The sequence below is a fragment of the Kitasatospora sp. NPDC034533 genome, assembly GCF_055575155.1.
This window is the reverse complement of sequence record NZ_JBVITE010000058.1, coordinates 42506-56680: the sequence shown is the minus strand read 5'-3', so window position 1 is coordinate 56680 and position 14175 is coordinate 42506. Positions and strand designations below refer to the sequence as shown.

Here is a 14175-nt window from a genome sequence, read left to right as displayed (position 1 = left end):
CGCGATCTGGCACAACGACCAGACCGGGCAGCCCGTCATGCGTTCCCTCACCGCGTACGACCACTGAACCCCTTGGCATCAATCATCTAGGGGGTGAGGACGATCTTGCCGAAGACGTCGCCCTCGGCGAGCCGGGCGAAGCCCTCCCGCGCCTCGGCCAGCGGCAGCACCGAGTCGATCACCGGCCGGACGCCGGTGTTGGCGCAGAACGCGAGCAGCCCGGCCAGCTCCTCCTTGGTGCCCATGGTCGAGCCGACCACCTTGAGCTCCAGGAAGAAGATCCGGTTCAGCTCGGCGGCGGCGGGGTTGGGGCCGGAGGTGGCCCCGGAGATGACGACGGTGCCGCCCGGGCGCAGCGACTTCACCGAATGCGACCAGGTCGCGGCGCCGACCGTCTCCAGCACCGCGTCCACCCGCTCGGGCAGCCGGGCGCCGCTCTCGAAGGCCGCGTCGGCCCCGAGCTCCACTGCCCGGGCGCGCTTGGCCTCGTCCCGGCCGGTGACCCAGACCCGCAGGCCGGCCGCCTTGCCGAGGACGATCAGGGCGGTCGCCACCCCGCCGCCCGCCCCCTGCACCAGCACGGTGTCGCCGGGCTTGACCCCGGCGTTGGTGAACAGCATCCGGTAGGCCGTCAGCCAGGCGGTGGGCAGGCAGGCGGCCTGCTCGAAGCTCAGCCCGGCGGGCTTGGGCAGCAGGTTCCAGGTGGGCACCGCGACCCGCTGGGCGAAGGTGCCCTGGTAGCGCTCGGTCAGGATGGAGCGCGGCTCGTCCGGGCCGACGCCGTGGCCGCTCTGGCCGATCACCGAGTGGAGGACCACCTCGTTGCCGTGCTCGTCGACGCCGGCGGCGTCGCACCCGAGGATCATCGGCAGCTTCCCGGCGGGCAGGCCGACCCCGCGCAGCGACCACAGGTCGTGGTGGTTGAGGCTGGCGGCCCGGACGGTGACCACGCTCCAGCCGGGACGGGCCTGGGGCTCGGGGAGGTCACCCAGTTCCAGCCCGCTCAGCGGGTCGTCGGCGTCGATACGTGCGGCGTAGGCAGCGAACATGCCACCGGACGATAGCCGCGACGGCCGGGGCCGGGAACCACGCGGAGGTGTGACGCGTGTCCCGGCCCCGGGCCGTTTGACGACGGTGCGGTCGGATCGTCAGATCCGCGCCACGCCCTCCGCGCGGGCGGCCTCGGCGACGGCCTTGGTGACCGCCGGCGCGACCCGCTCGTCGAACGGCGAGGGGATGACCTTCTGCGGCGTCAGCTCGTCGGCCACCACGCCGGCCAGCGCCTTGGCGGCGGCCAGCTTCATGCCCTCGGTGATCCGGGAGGCGCGGACCTGGAGGGCGCCCGCGAAGATGCCCGGGAAGGCCAGCACGTTGTTGATCTGGTTCGGGAAGTCGCTGCGGCCGGTGGCGACCACCGCGGCGTACCTGTGCGCGACCTCGGGGTGGATCTCCGGGGTGGGGTTGGCCATCGCGAAGATGAACGCGCCCTCGGCCATGGTCGCCACGGCCTCCTCCGGCACGGTGCCGCCGGAGACGCCGATGAACACGTCGGCGCCGGCCAGCGCGTCGGCCAGCGTGCCCCTGAGGCCCGAGCGGTTGGTCAGCGCGGCGATCTCGGCCTTGACGTCGGTCAGGTCGCCTCGGCCCTCGTGCACCACGCCCTTGCGGTCGCAGACGGCCACGTCGCCGATGCCGGCCGCGACCAGCATCTTGGCGATCGCGATGCCGGCCGCGCCGGCGCCGGAGATGACGGCCCGCAGCGAGCCGATCTCACGGCCCGTCACCTTGGCCGCGTTCCACAGGGCGGCGGTGGAGACGATCGCGGTGCCGTGCTGGTCGTCGTGGAACACCGGGATGTCCAGGGCCTCCTGGAGCCGGCGCTCGATCTCGAAGCACCGGGGGGCGGAGATGTCCTCCAGGTTGACGCCGCCGAAGGAGGGGGCCAGCCGGACCACGGTCTCGACGATCTCGTCGACCCCGGTGCAGGCGAGCGCGATCGGCACCGCGTCCACGCCGCCGAACTGCTTGAACAGGATGGCCTTGCCCTCCATGACGGGCAGCGAGGCCTGCGGGCCGATGTCGCCGAGGCCCAGCACCGCGGTGCCGTCGGTGACCACCGCGACGGTGTTGGACTTCCAGGTGTAGTCGTCGACCAGCTCCGGCCGCTCGGCGATGGCGGTGCAGACCCTGGCGACACCGGGGGTGTAGGCGAGGGACAGGTCGTCCGCGTCGCGCACCGGGACGGTCGCCCGGATCTCCATCTTGCCGCCGCGGTGGAGCGCGAAAACCGCGTCGACCGGATCGTCGGTGTCCTGGGTGCTGCTGATGATCTCCGCTGCCACGATGACCTCTTCGTCAGTGTTCTGGCGAGGGCACGCGACCGACGGACGGGCGACCCCGTCCGGAAACCGGAAACCGGGTACGCCGAAGCGGACCCGGGACGAGGGTCGGGGCGCAGCCGTCGGGCGGCGCCCTCGAATGAGGGTGTTATGGGGTCTGGTGTTGTCCGTGTTGTGCTTCCCGCCCGAGCGTAGGCCGGACGACGGCATCGCACCTATGCCTTTTCGTCCTCGTCACGTACGGTTCATCGCCGCGCTGTCGCGTCACAGGGGCCCGGTGTCGGAAGCACCGGGCTCCGGCGGCGGCGACGGCATGAGCGCACGCGCACCCGCGGGAGTGAACACAGATCCGAAGGGGAGTCGGGCGCCCGCGGATACGGAGCCACGTGAGACTTCCGTTCCTGAGCACCCCGAGCCTGTCGGGGCTCGTCGGTCTGGTTCGAGCGTTCGGGGGTCACCCGGTGACGATTCTGACACACCGGCGGCCGGGCCCGGGAGGGCGGGACGGAACGGCCCGGTCCGCATACCTATGCGTGCCGTGACAGGGCCACGGTATGAGTCCGAATAGCGGACAGCACAACCCCTCGTTATCCGATTTTGATCTGGATGAGGGCCACCTGGGTGTCATCAGATGGCAGGATTCCCCCCATCTCCGATCGAGTCGGCCCATGGTCAGACGGTTCGGTCGACGTCCACCTCGGCGGAGGGTGGCGGAAGCAGTACCTGGTAAAACCCCGGACGGCCTCCCACGCGCCCGGGCAACCGCACGACCCGGCCTGCACGTACGACGACGTACGGCGACACGCACGTACCGAACCGTCCGGTTCGCCGTTTCCGGTGCGCCGCTCCCGCGGCGCGCTCCGCCCGACCTCTCCCCCAGGATGGAGATCCCCCTCATGAGCGCCCGTACCCAGCGCAACCGACTCCTCGCGGCCGGCCTGGTCGCCGCCTTGGTCTCCCTCGTGCTGACCGGCTGCGGCAGCAGCGGCAAGAGCGACGGCGGCGGCGCCCCCAACGCCTCCGCGACCGTCAACGAGGTCAAGGCCGATCCCAAGCTCGCCTCGCTCGTCCCGGACGACATCAAGGCGGCCGGCAAGCTCCTGGTCGGCGCGGACGCCTCGTACGCGCCGGACGAGTTCAAGGACGACAGCGGCAAGGTCATCGGCATGGACGTCGACCTGGCCAACGCCATCGCCGCCAAGCTCGGCCTCAAGGCCGAGGTCCAGGACTCCGGCTTCACCGCGATCCTCCCCGGCATCCAGTCGAACAAGTTCCAGCTCGGCATGTCCTCCTTCACGGACAAGAAGGAGCGCGAGGAAGTCGTCGACATGGTCACCTACTTCAACTCCGGCAGCGCCGTCGCGGTGAAGAAGGGCAACCCGGAGAAGATCGACCCGAAGGACCTCTGCGGCAAGAAGGTCGCCGTCCAGACCGGCACCACCCAGGCCGACGAGATCAACGACACCCGGGACCCGGACTGCGTCAAGGCCGGCAAGCCGGGCATCCAGAACGGGGGCGACAAGTTCGACCTCCAGACGGACGTCACCAACGCGGTGGTCTCCGGCCGCGACCAGGCGATGATGGCCGACTCCCAGGTCGTCGACTACGCCGTCAAGCAGTCCGGCGGCCAGCTGGAGAAGATCGGCGAGACCTACGGCGTGGCCCCCTACGGCGTCGCCCTGGCCAAGGGCTCCAAGCTCACCCCCGCCATCCAGGGCGCCGTCCAGTCGCTGATCGACGACGGCACCTACAAGCAGATCCTCACCAAGTGGGGCGTCGAGGCCGGCGCCATCGACAAGTCGGTGGTCAACAGCGTCTCCGCCGGCCACTGACCCTCGTACGCTCCACCTTCTCCCCCGAGGCCACACCGTGAACTCTTTGGACAAGGGGACGGCGGAGAGGGGACGGCCTGACACCATCAAGGCCGTCCCCGTCCGCCACCCCGGACGCTGGGCGGGCGCCGTCGTCATCGCCCTGCTCGCGGCGATGCTGCTGAGCGCCCTCTTCACCAACCCCGCTTTCAAGTGGGACATCGTCGGTCAGTACCTGTTCCACGCCAGCATCATGCACGGCCTGCTGGTGACGCTGGAGCTGACCGCGCTCGCCATGCTCATGGGCGTGGTCGGCGGCATCGTCCTCGCGGTGATGCGCCTGTCCCCCAACCCGCTGCTGGCCGGCGTCGCCTGGGTCTACATCTGGGTCTTCCGCGGCACCCCGGTGCTGGTGCAGCTGGTGTTCTGGAACTTCCTCGGCCTGATCTGGGCCAAGCTGTCGATCGGCGTCCCGTGGGGGCCGGAGTTCTGGTCCGAGCAGACCAACGTCCTGATCCCGACCTTCGTCGCCGCGCTGCTGGGCCTCGGCCTCAACGAGGCCGCCTACATGGCGGAGATCGTCCGCGGCGGCATCCAGTCGGTGGACGAGGGCCAGGCCGAGGCCGCCCACGCGCTCGGCATGAGCCGGTTCCAGGCCATGCGCCGGATCGTCCTGCCGCAGGCCATGCGGGTGATCATCCCGCCGACCGGCAACGAGACCATCTCGATGCTCAAGACCACCTCGCTGGTCTCGGTGATCTCCCTGGAGGAGATCTTCCGGGCCGGCCAGGTGATCTACTCCCGCAACTACCAGAACATCCCGCTGCTGATCGTGGTCAGCCTCTGGTACCTCTTCTTCACCTCCGTGCTGACCATCGGTCAGTACTACCTGGAGCGCTACTACGCCCGGGGTTCCAACCGCACCCTCCCGCCCACCCCGTTGCAGCGGCTCCGGGGCCTGTTCGCCGGGAAGCCCGCCCCCAGGACGACCCCCGACGTCGTCCCCGGGCTCGACGGAGGTGGTCCCGCATGACCGACCTGACCAAGTCCCCCGCCGGCGCCGCGTCCGGCGAGCCCATGGTCCGTGCCGAGAACGTGCACAAGTCCTACGGGCTGACCGAGGTGCTCAAGGGCATCGACCTGGAGGTCAGGCAGCGCGAGGTGTTCTGCCTGATCGGCCCGTCCGGCTCCGGCAAGTCGACCTTCCTGCGGTGCATCAACCACCTGGAGAAGATCAACGCCGGCCGCCTCTGGGTGGACGGCGAGCTGGTCGGCTACCAGCAGCGGGGCGACCGGCTGTACGAGCTCAAGGACCGCGAGGTCGCCGTCAAGCGGCGCGACATCGGCATGGTCTTCCAGCGCTTCAACCTGTTCCCGCACATGACCGCCATCGAGAACGTGATGGAGGCGCCGGTCCAGGTCAAGGGCGAGAGCAAGGCCGAGGCCCGCGAGCACGGCATGGCGCTGCTCCGGCGGGTGGGCCTTGCCGACAAGGCGGGGAACTACCCCTCGCAGCTCTCCGGCGGCCAGCAGCAGCGCGTGGCGATCGCCCGCGCGCTGGCCATGAAGCCCAAGCTGATGCTCTTCGACGAGCCCACCTCCGCGCTGGACCCGGAGCTGGTCGGCGACGTCCTCGACGTCATGCGCGGCCTCGCCGAGGAGGGCATGACCATGGTGGTCGTCACCCACGAGATGGGCTTCGCCCGCGAGGTCGGCGACGCCCTGGTGTTCATGGACGGCGGCGTGGTGGTCGAGTCCGGCACCCCCCGCGAGGTGCTCACCAACCCCCAGCACGAGCGCACCAGGGCCTTCCTGTCCAAGGTGCTCTGAGAACCCACCGTCGGCGCCCGGCAGGCCGGACCTGCCGGGCCCGACGTTTTCTCCGCCCGGGTAATAGGCTGGAGGCTGCCAGCCCGTTACCGAACCTGGAAGGACCCCTGTGGAGCTCGCCGCGTACGCCGATCTCGCCGTTCGGCTGGTGAACACCGAGGAGCCCGAGCGCGGCACCGACTCGCTGACCTCCGTGGAGGCGGTGCGCGGACTGTTCTCCGACTCCGCGCGCGCCGCCGCGCTGGCCGACGAGTCCGACCTGCCCCGGCTGCGGGCGGTGCGCACCAGGCTGCGCGGGGTCTTCGAGGCCGCCGCCGAGGGGGACGAGATCCGCGGCGTCGACCTGCTGAACAGCCTGCTGATGGAGTACCCGGTCAGCCCGCTGATCTCCGGGCACGACTACCTGGACGACGCCGGGCGGCCCCGCTGGCACCTGCACCTGGCCGACAACTCCGCCACCGCCACCGCGCACTTCAGCGCGGTCGCCTGCATGGGGCTGGCCGTCCACCTGACCGAACTCGGCGCCGACCGGCTCGGCATCTGCCAGGCCGCGCCCTGCCGCAACGCCTACCTGGACACCTCGACCAACCGCTCCCGGCGCTACTGCTCGGACCGCTGCGCGACCCGCGCCAACGTCGCCGCCTACCGGGCCCGCAAGCGCCAGGAGGCCCAGGCCGCGGCCGGCGCCTAGGGTCGCCCGTCGGCCCCGTCGACCCAGGCCCCGAGCCGGCGGGCCAGGCCCGGCACCCGGGCCAGCCACGGGGTGAGCAGCAGCCGCTCCAGCCGGCGGCCCGGCGCCAGCCACGCCGGGCTCGGACGCAGCCGCAGCAGCACCCGGCCGAGCACCAGCTCGTCCGGGACGGCACCGTAGCTGCGGCTGTCGCTGTCCACCGGGCGGTTGTCGGACAGCAGCCACCAGCCCTTGGCCCGGCGCTCCGCGGCCCGCTTCACCACCAGCAGGTCCTGCTGGAAGGGGTGCCGGAAGACCACCACCGCGCCCGGCCGGATCGGCGCGCCGTAGCGGACCAGCAGCTGGTCGCCCTCGCGCAGGGTCGGCACCATCGACGGCCCCGCCACGTCGACCAGCCCGAACGGCAGCACGCCGCCCGGCGCGCCGTCCTCCGGTCGCGTGCTCCGCGCCACGACTGCTCCTCCCGATCGGCCCGCACCCAGTCTGCCGTACGGACCGTCATCCGTTCGATGTCCGAATTCGCACGGTTGGGGGTCCGTCTTTCGCCCTAGGCCCACCGCCCGGCCGCGAAACCGGGAAGGCGGAAGGGTAATCTCGGGCGCGGGAAGACGATCCAAGGAAGGACTCCCATGTTCTCTCGTCTGTTTGCACCGCGCGCCACCGCCCACGCCCACTGCGACCTGCCCTGCGGCGTCTACGACCCGGCCCAGGCCAAGCTGGAGGCCGAGTCGGTCAAGGCCACCCAGGAGAAGTACCAGGCCAACGAGGACCCGCACTTCCGCGCCCGCGCCATCATCATCAAGGAGCAGCGCGCCGAGGCCGTCAAGCACCACATCTCGGTGCTGTGGAGCGACTACTTCAAGGCCCCGCACTTCGAGAAGTACCCGCAGCTGCACCAGCTGATCAACGACACCCTGAAGGCCGCCTCGGCCGCCAAGGCGTCCACCGACCCGGCCACCGGCCAGGCCCTGCTGGACCTGATCGCCGAGGTCGACAAGATCTTCTGGGAGACCAAGCAGGCCTGAGCCTGACGCGTCGCCACCCGGCCGCCCCCGTCCGCACCGTCGGACGGGGGCGGTCGTGCGTTCACGTCCGACCCGGCCCCGGTAAGGGTCCCTGACCCCGAGCGGCTGTTATGCTGCCAGGGCGTCCGAGGGGGAAGTCCGGTGCGAATCCGGCGCTGACCCGCAACGGTGAGCCTGGCCCGTACCAGCCCGGACGGCCGCGCCAGCCCGATCGCCCCCGGTCGCTCGACCTCCCGACAACTCGCCGCGGACTGCGAGGGGAACGGCGCACCGGCACCCGCGCGGCCCGCGCCCGCCCCGGCGCACCCACGGCCCGAGGCAAGGCGCCACCCGTGAACCGCGCACCCGCCGACCGTGCAGCCGGCCCGCCCGCTCGCCGAATACCCGTCGCCCCGCTCGCCGCCGCCCTCGCCGCGGCGCTGCTGCTCTCGCTGGTCTGCGGGGTCGCCCTCGGCTCCTCCGGGATCGGCCCGGCCCGCGTCCTGCGGCTGCTCGGCGCCGGGCTGACCGGCGGCCGGCTGGACGCGGACGAGGCCGCCGCCTACGCGATCGTCTGGGAGATCCGGCTGCCGCGCACCGTCCTGGCCGCCGTGGTCGGTGCCGGGCTGGCCGCCTGCGGGACGGCCGTCCAGGCCCTGGTGCGCAACTCCCTGGCCGACCCCTTCGTGCTCGGCATCTCCTCCGGCGCTGCCGTCGGCGCCAACGCCGTCCTGCTGTTCGGCGCCTTCGCCTCGCTCGGCGTCTGGGCGATCTCCGCCTCCGCCTTCGGCTCCGCGTTCGCCGCCATGACCCTGGTCTACCTCGCCGCCCGCACCGCGTACGGGCTCACCCCGCTGCGCCTGGTGCTCACCGGCACCGCCCTGTCCTACGGCTTCTCCGCCACCACCACGCTGATGGTCTTCGCCGCCGACCGCGGCGAGGCCGCCCGGGACGCCATGATGTGGCTGCTCGGCAGCCTCGGCGGCGCCACCTGGGGCTCGGTGCCGATCGCCGCCGCCACCGTGCTGGCCGGCCTCACCCACCTGGGCTGCGCCGCCGGCCGGCTGGACGCGCTCGCCATGGGCGACGAGACCTCCGCCTCGCTCGGCGTGGACCCGGACCGGCTGCGCCGCGAACTGTTCGTGGTGACCGCCGCCGTCACCGGCACCGTGGTCGCGGTCAGCGGGGCGATCGGCTTCGTCGGGCTGCTGATGCCGCACCTGGCGCGGATGCTGGTCGGCGCCGGGCACCGCCGGGTGCTGGTGGTCGCGCCGCTCGCCGGGGCCCTGCTGCTGGTCTGGGTGGACATCGCCTCGCGCACCCTGCTGGCGCCCGCCGAACTGCCCGTCGGGGTGTTCACCGCGGTGCTCGGCGTGCCCGCCTTCCTGCTGATGATGCGCCGCCGCGGCCAGGCCTTCGGAGCCGCCCGATGACCGGGACGAACGCCATCACCGGGGCCCAGGACCTCACCGTCGACGCCGTCTCGGTGGAACTGGCCGGCACCCGGCTGGTCCACGAGGTGAGCCTGGCCGCCTCCGCCGGACAGGTGGTCGGACTGGTCGGGCCGAACGGCAGCGGCAAGTCGACCCTGCTGCGCTGCGTCTACCGGGTGCTCAGGCCGGCCGGCGGCGTGGTCCGGCTGGCCGGTGACGACCTGCACGCGCTCACCGCCCGCGAGACGGCCCGGCGGGTGGCCGCGCTCACCCAGGAGCACTCCGCCGAGTTCGACTTCACGGTCGCCGAGGTGGTCGCCATGGGCCGGCTGCCGCACCGCCGCGGCTTCGGCGCCCCGGCCGACGGGGACGAGGAGCGCTGCGCCGAGGCGCTGCGCAAGGTCCGGGCCGGGCACCTCGCCGAACGGGGCTTCCTGAGCCTGTCCGGCGGCGAGAAGCAGCGGGTGCTGTTCGCCCGGGCGCTGGTCCAGGAGCCGCGGCTGCTGGTGCTGGACGAACCCACCAACCACCTCGACGTCGCGCACCAGTTGGAGGTGCTGGCCCTCGCCCGCGAGGCCGGGCCGACGGTCGTCACCGCGCTGCACGACCTCAACCTGGCGGCGAGCCACTGCGACCTGCTCTACGTGCTGCGGGCCGGCCGGATCGTCGCCTCCGGCCCGCCCCACGAGGTGCTCCGACCCGCCCTGCTCGCCGAGGTGTTCGGCGTCCGCGCCACCCCGGTGCGGCACCCGGAGACCGGCGCCCTCCAACTGCTGTTCGACCGCCTCGCCCCCTCCGCCTGATCGACCCTCCGAAGGAACCACCTTGCGCACCAAGGCCGTTGCCGCCACCGCCCTGCTCACCCTCGGACTCACCGCCTGCGGCGCCGAGATCGCCCCCGGGGAGGCCGCCACCGCCTCCGCCCACTACCCGGTGACGGTGGAGAACTGCGGCGAGAAGCTCACCTTCGACCGCAAGCCCGCCCGGGCGGTCACCAACGACGTCAACATCACCGAGCTGATGCTCTCGCTCGGCCTCACCGACCGGATGGCCGGCTACGTGATGCCCGACGACAAGGGCCGGATCGACCAGGTCGCCTGGAAGGACGGCTACGAGCAGACCACCTGGCTCTCCAAGAAGGTGCTCACCAAGGAGATCGCGCTGGACGCCAAGGCCGACCTGGTCCTCGCCGGCTGGCACTACGGCTTCGACGAGGGCGCCGGTGTCACCCCGCAGGCCTTCAAGGCGCTCGGCGTCGACTCGTACGTGCTCAGCGAGTCCTGCCGCAGCGGCAAGGGCACCCAGCGCGGGGTGATGGACCCGCTGGAGGCGCTCTACACCGACCTGGCCAACCTCGGCGAGATCTTCGACGTCAAGGACCGCTCCGACAAGCTGATCGCCGACTTCAGGGCGCGGATCGCCGCCGTCCCGCAGCCCGGGCACCGCCCGTCCGTCTTCCTGTACGACAGCGGGCAGGACAAGCCGTACACCGCCGGGAAGTTCGCCGCCGCGAACCAGATCATCGCCAAGGCCGGCGGCACCAACATCATGGGCGGCCAGGACGACACCTGGTTCTCGGCCGGCTGGGAGAGCGTGGTGCGGCAGGACCCCGAGGTGATCGTGGTCACCGACTACGGCAGCACCGGCATCGAGGAGAAGCGGAGGTTCCTCAAGTCCTTCCCGCCGCTGGCCGACGTCGCCGCGGTCAAGAACGACCGGATCTTCGTCATGGACTACGTCGACCTGGTGGAGAGCCCGCGCAACCCGGCCGCGATCGGCTCGCTGGCCGAGTACCTGCGCACCGTGCCGGCCCGCTGACCGGCCCCCGATCGCGCTCCTCCGGCCGGGGCGGCCGGGCGTACGCTCAAGGTACGAACCGACGGAACCCGACCGGAGGAGCGAACTCATGGCCACCGTGGCCGGCCCCGCCGCCTTCGACACCCGCGCACTGCGCGAGGGCATCGAACGCGGCGACGCCGAAACCCTCCTGGCGCTCTACGCCGAAGACGCCGAACTGCGCATGGTCGATCGCAAGACCCAGCCCAGCCACCCCCTGGTGATGCACGGGCGGGAGGAGATCGGCGCCATGCTGGACGACGTCTACGGCCGCGAGATGACCCACAGGCTCGAACAGGTGGTGGTCCAGGGCGACCACGTCGCCTTCCTGGAATCCTGCCGCTACCCGGACGGCGTCCGGGTGCTGATGTCCTCGATGGCCGACCTGCGGGACGGCCGGATCGTCGACCAGACCTCCGTCCAGGCCTGGGACGAGACCGGTCCCGAGCAGTAGGCTCACCGACATGATCCGCACCGCCGTCGCCAGCGACGTCCCCGTCATCCACGCCATGATCCGCGAGCTCGCGGACTACGAGAAGGCCCTGCACGAGGCGAAGGCCACCGAAGCGCAGCTGCACGACGCCCTGTTCGCCGAGAACCCGGCGCTGTTCGGCCTGATCGCCGAGGACGAGGCCACCGGCGAGCCGGTCGGCTTCGCGCTCTGGTTCCGCAACTTCTCGACCTGGCGCGGCACCCACGGGATCTACCTGGAGGACCTGTACGTCCGCCCCCAGGCGCGCGGCGGCGGTCACGGCAAGGCGCTGCTGACGGAGCTCGCCCGGATCGCCGTCGAGCGCGGCTACTCCCGGGTCGAGTGGTCGGTCCTGGACTGGAACCAGCCCTCGATCGACTTCTACAAGTCGATCGGCGCCGTGCCGATGGACGAGTGGACGGTCTACCGCCTCACCGACGAGGCGCTGGCCGCCGCCGGCCGGCGCTGAACGGCCCCGGACGGGCCGGGGAAAGGGTCTGCCACCCTGCGTCGCAATGCCTTACCATGAGTAACTCCCGAACCGGGGTGCGGAAGGCAGAGCGATGGCGGATCCGCGGCGCCGGGCCCCCTCCGGGGGCAGCAAGCGGTAACAAGCGGGGTACCAAGCAAGCACAGCGCGCCACCCAGGAGGCAAGGGTGTCCCAGATCGACGGCGATCTCGGTGTTCAGGACTTCGTGGAGGTCCGGCTGCCCGCAGCGGGCGCCTACCTCTCCGTGCTGCGAACAGCGACGGCCGGGTTGGCGGCCCGGCTGGACTTCACCCTCGACGAGATCGAGGACCTGCGGATCGCGGTCGACGAGGCCTGCGCCATCCTGCTCCAGCAGGCGGTGCCCGGCTCCGTGCTGTCGTGCGAGTTCCGGCTGGTCGGCGACTCGCTGAAGGTGACCGTCGCCGCCCCGACCACCGACGGCAAGGCGCCCGAACGGGACACCTTCGCCTGGACGGTGCTCTCCGCGCTGGCCGGCGAGGTCGACTCCTCGGTCGCCGAGGACAACACCGTGTCCATCAGCCTGCACAAGAAGCGCGGCGGGACCCCGGCCCACTAGTCGGGCCGGCCGGCAGCGAGCAGCACCCAGCACCACCCGCGCAAGGGCCGTCCGCCGAACCCCGCTCCGGGGCCCCGGCGGACGGCTCCCGGTACCGCCCCCGGGGCGGTACGACCAACGAGACGATTCCGGGGCCGCCGGCCCCGGTGCTCCCGGAACGGAACGGGGGAATGGCCGTGAGTGATCTGGACCGTACCGGCCTCGCGACGGCGGGACCTGCCGTACCGACCCAGGCGAGCGTTCCCGGCCTCGCCGCCAACGACGAAGCGCACCCGAAGGACGCCCACCGGATGAGCCACCCCACCGAGCCGACGTCCGATCCGACACCCGCCTCCGCGTCCCCGCCGGACCCGGTGGACGGGACGGAGGCGGCGTACCCGGCCGCCGAGACGGACCAGGCCGCCGAGGCCGAACCGCACGGCGCGGTGCCCGCCCAGGGCTCGCACCGCACCGGCGCTCCGGACCGGGAGGCCGCCCGCGCGCTGTTCGTCCGGCTGTCCGCGCTGCCCGAGGGCTCCCCCGAGCGGGTCGAGCTGCGCAACCAGCTGGTGCGGATGCACATCCCCCTGGTCGAGCACCTGGCCCGGCGCTTCCGCAACCGCGGCGAGCCGCTGGACGACCTGACCCAGGTCGCCACCATCGGGCTGATCAAGTCGGTGGACCGCTTCGACCACGAGCGCGGGGTCGAGTTCTCCACCTACGCGACGCCGACCATCGTCGGGGAGATCAAGCGGCACTTCCGGGACAAGGGCTGGGCGGTGCGCGTCCCGCGCCGCCTCCAGGAGCTGCGGCTGTCGCTCACCACGGCGACCAGCGAGCTCTCCCAGCGGCACGGCCGCTCCCCCACGGTGCACGAGCTGGCCGAGCACCTCGGCATCTCCGAGGAGGACGTCCTGGAGGGCCTGGAGTCCGCCAACGCGTACTCCACGCTGTCCCTGGACGTGCCGGACAGCGACGACGAGTCGCCGGCCGTCGCGGACACCCTGGGCGCGACCGACGAGGCGCTGGAGGGCGTCGAGTACCGCGAGTCGCTCAAGCCGCTGCTGGCCCAACTGCCGCCCCGGGAGCAGAAGATCCTGGTGCTGCGGTTCTTCCGGAACATGACCCAGTCGCAGATCGCCGCCGAGGTGGGGATCTCCCAGATGCACGTGTCCCGGCTGCTCGCCCGGACGCTGGCGCAGCTGCGGGAGAAGCTCCTGGTGGAGGAGTAGGACTGACGGATGGTCAGCTCCGGCGGCCCCGTGCGCTCAGCCCTCCGGCTGGGCGTACAGGGCCGCCGTCGACTTCGGGTTCAGCAGGCAGCCGATGCCCACCAGGCCGAGCAGGCCGACCAGCACGCCGACCGCGACCATCCCGCCGCCGATCTGGCACATGTAGTAGGCCACCGGCAGGCAGATCGAGTTGGTCAGCACCGCCGGACTGCGGCCCCAGCGGCGCTCCTTGAGCAGCGCGCGGGCGGCCAGCACCGGCAGCACGCCGAGCAGCACGATGACCGCGCCGCCGAACTCGTTCAGGGCCAGATGCTTGGCATCACCGGAGAGCGCGGACACCATGTCCATGATGCCGACGACGGCCAGCGCGGTGCCCTCCAGCGCGGTGAGGGCGGCGCCCAGGGTCAGGGAGGCCGGACGGCCGGAGCCTGCCGAGGGGGCGGGGGCGGAGGTTTCTGCGGTCACTCCAGCAGGGTAGCC

General features: G+C 72.0%; 16 protein-coding genes and 1 riboswitch. Of the genes, 12 read left to right on the top strand and 4 right to left on the bottom strand.

Annotated elements, in window-relative coordinates; translation table 11 throughout:
* Positions 1–86: 86 nt before the first annotated feature.
* Both ACZ55U_RS30715 and ACZ55U_RS30710 read right to left on the bottom strand, forming a co-directional pair.
* On the bottom strand, positions 87–1049 hold the full coding sequence (locus ACZ55U_RS30715) for a zinc-binding dehydrogenase (protein ID WP_465531276.1): 963 nt from the start codon (positions 1047–1049) through the stop codon (positions 87–89).
* 99 nt (positions 1050–1148) lie between these two features.
* Positions 1149–2342 (bottom strand): NAD(P)-dependent malic enzyme, encoded by a 1194-nt coding sequence (locus tag ACZ55U_RS30710; RefSeq protein WP_465531274.1) that lies wholly within the window; start codon positions 2340–2342, stop codon positions 1149–1151.
* 893 nt (positions 2343–3235) lie between these two features.
* Here ACZ55U_RS30710 and ACZ55U_RS30705 point away from each other — a divergent pair.
* The 4 genes from ACZ55U_RS30705 to ACZ55U_RS30690 all read left to right on the top strand — a co-directional run bounded on the left by ACZ55U_RS30705 (position 3236) and on the right by ACZ55U_RS30690 (position 6671).
* Positions 3236–4171, top strand: a complete 936-nt coding sequence (locus ACZ55U_RS30705; protein ID WP_465531272.1) for an ABC transporter substrate-binding protein — start codon at positions 3236–3238, stop codon at positions 4169–4171.
* Positions 4172–4208: 37 nt separating this feature from the next.
* Positions 4209–5183, top strand: coding sequence for an amino acid ABC transporter permease (locus tag ACZ55U_RS30700; RefSeq protein ID WP_465531270.1), 975 nt, complete (start codon positions 4209–4211; stop codon positions 5181–5183).
* Entirely contained in the window at positions 5180–5980 is an 801-nt protein-coding gene (locus ACZ55U_RS30695; protein WP_465531268.1) for an amino acid ABC transporter ATP-binding protein, read from the top strand. Before ACZ55U_RS30700 ends, ACZ55U_RS30695 begins: the two co-directional genes overlap by 4 nt.
* A 109-nt stretch (positions 5981–6089) precedes the next feature.
* Entirely contained in the window at positions 6090–6671 is a 582-nt protein-coding gene (locus ACZ55U_RS30690; RefSeq protein ID WP_465531266.1) for a CGNR zinc finger domain-containing protein, read from the top strand.
* On the opposite strand, the gene sodX is transcribed toward ACZ55U_RS30690, so the two are convergent.
* Positions 6668–7123 (bottom strand): nickel-type superoxide dismutase maturation protease, encoded by a 456-nt coding sequence (sodX, locus tag ACZ55U_RS30685; protein ID WP_465531264.1) that lies wholly within the window; start codon positions 7121–7123, stop codon positions 6668–6670. The two genes, ACZ55U_RS30690 and sodX, sit on opposite strands and share 4 nt — an antisense overlap.
* Positions 7124–7300: 177 nt before the next feature.
* On the opposite strand from sodX, the gene sodN reads away from it, so the two are divergent.
* The 8 genes from sodN (at position 7301) to ACZ55U_RS30645 (ending at position 13695) form a co-directional block, all read left to right on the top strand.
* A complete protein-coding gene (gene sodN, locus ACZ55U_RS30680) occupies positions 7301–7696 on the top strand; it encodes a superoxide dismutase, Ni (RefSeq protein WP_045699892.1) in 396 nt (131 codons plus the stop codon).
* 88 nt (positions 7697–7784) lie between these two features.
* Positions 7785–7897: riboswitch (cobalamin riboswitch) on the top strand.
* Positions 7898–8028: 131 nt separating this feature from the next.
* Complete coding sequence (locus ACZ55U_RS30675) at positions 8029–9108, top strand: FecCD family ABC transporter permease (protein ID WP_465531262.1); 1080 nt, start codon at positions 8029–8031, stop codon at positions 9106–9108.
* Positions 9105–9911, top strand: coding sequence for an ABC transporter ATP-binding protein (locus tag ACZ55U_RS30670; RefSeq protein ID WP_465531260.1), 807 nt, complete (start codon positions 9105–9107; stop codon positions 9909–9911). Before ACZ55U_RS30675 ends, ACZ55U_RS30670 begins: the two co-directional genes overlap by 4 nt.
* Positions 9912–9933: 22 nt before the next feature.
* Positions 9934–10926 carry an ABC transporter substrate-binding protein gene (locus ACZ55U_RS30665; protein WP_465531258.1) on the top strand — a complete coding sequence of 331 codons (993 nt, stop codon included), beginning with the start codon at positions 9934–9936 and terminating at the stop codon, positions 10924–10926.
* An 88-nt stretch (positions 10927–11014) separates the two neighbouring features.
* Positions 11015–11398 (top strand): nuclear transport factor 2 family protein, encoded by a 384-nt coding sequence (locus tag ACZ55U_RS30660; RefSeq protein ID WP_465531256.1) that lies wholly within the window; start codon positions 11015–11017, stop codon positions 11396–11398.
* Between the two features lie 10 nt (positions 11399–11408).
* On the top strand, positions 11409–11885 hold the full coding sequence (locus tag ACZ55U_RS30655; protein ID WP_465531254.1) for a GNAT family N-acetyltransferase: 477 nt from the start codon (positions 11409–11411) through the stop codon (positions 11883–11885).
* A gap of 188 nt (positions 11886–12073) precedes the next feature.
* A complete protein-coding gene (locus ACZ55U_RS30650; RefSeq protein ID WP_316526340.1) occupies positions 12074–12484 on the top strand; it encodes an ATP-binding protein in 411 nt (136 codons plus the stop codon).
* A gap of 170 nt (positions 12485–12654) precedes the next feature.
* Positions 12655–13695 (top strand): RNA polymerase sigma factor SigF, encoded by a 1041-nt coding sequence (locus ACZ55U_RS30645; RefSeq protein ID WP_465531252.1) that lies wholly within the window; start codon positions 12655–12657, stop codon positions 13693–13695.
* Positions 13696–13731: 36 nt separating this feature from the next.
* Here the strand turns inward: ACZ55U_RS30645 and ACZ55U_RS30640 are convergent, their stop codons facing one another.
* Entirely contained in the window at positions 13732–14160 is a 429-nt protein-coding gene (locus ACZ55U_RS30640; protein WP_465531250.1) for a hypothetical protein, read from the bottom strand.
* Positions 14161–14175: the final 15 nt, after the last annotated feature.

Excerpts from the sequence above, each read along its gene's own strand:
- ACZ55U_RS30715 (WP_465531276.1), bottom strand. The coding sequence starts at position 1,049 with ATGTTCGCTGCCTACGCCGCACGTATCGACGCCGACGACCCGCTGAGC.
- ACZ55U_RS30705 (WP_465531272.1), top strand. The coding sequence starts at position 3,236 with ATGAGCGCCCGTACCCAGCGCAACCGACTCCTCGCGGCCGGCCTGGTC.
- ACZ55U_RS30695 (WP_465531268.1), top strand. The coding sequence starts at position 5,180 with ATGACCGACCTGACCAAGTCCCCCGCCGGCGCCGCGTCCGGCGAGCCC.
- sodN (WP_045699892.1), top strand. The coding sequence starts at position 7,301 with ATGTTCTCTCGTCTGTTTGCACCGCGCGCCACCGCCCACGCCCACTGC.
- ACZ55U_RS30670 (WP_465531260.1), top strand. The coding sequence starts at position 9,105 with ATGACCGGGACGAACGCCATCACCGGGGCCCAGGACCTCACCGTCGAC.
- ACZ55U_RS30660 (WP_465531256.1), top strand. The coding sequence starts at position 11,015 with ATGGCCACCGTGGCCGGCCCCGCCGCCTTCGACACCCGCGCACTGCGC.
- ACZ55U_RS30655 (WP_465531254.1), top strand. The coding sequence starts at position 11,409 with ATGATCCGCACCGCCGTCGCCAGCGACGTCCCCGTCATCCACGCCATG.
- ACZ55U_RS30645 (WP_465531252.1), top strand. The coding sequence starts at position 12,655 with ATGGCCGTGAGTGATCTGGACCGTACCGGCCTCGCGACGGCGGGACCT.